The 257-nt window shown below is 45.5% G+C and carries 1 protein-coding gene; it reads left to right on the top strand.

What is annotated here, in order from left to right:
- Positions 1 to 257, top strand: a 257-nt coding sequence (locus P6709_RS20085; protein ID WP_278242661.1) for an ATPase, T2SS/T4P/T4SS family, incomplete at both ends; no start/stop codon positions are given.

Below are 257 nucleotides of genomic sequence, written 5' to 3' on the forward strand. Positions count from 1 at the left end.
GTTGAGTATCAAATGGAAGGAATAAATCAAATACAGGTAAACTCCAATGTGGGACTGGCGTTTGCTGCGGGACTGCGGGCGATTTTGCGTCAGGATCCCAATATCATCATGGTGGGAGAAATCCGGGATCAGGAAACAGCAGAGGTTGCGATACGTGCTTCCTTAACCGGGCATCTCGTGCTGTCGACCTGGTTTGTTCGTTCCTTTTTAATCTCTAAATCAACTGGGGAAGAAATAAAGGATATGGAAGAAATCTA

Source organism: Jeotgalibacillus sp. ET6, from assembly GCF_029667115.1.
Classification (GTDB): Bacteria; Bacillota; Bacilli; order Bacillales; family Jeotgalibacillaceae; genus Jeotgalibacillus.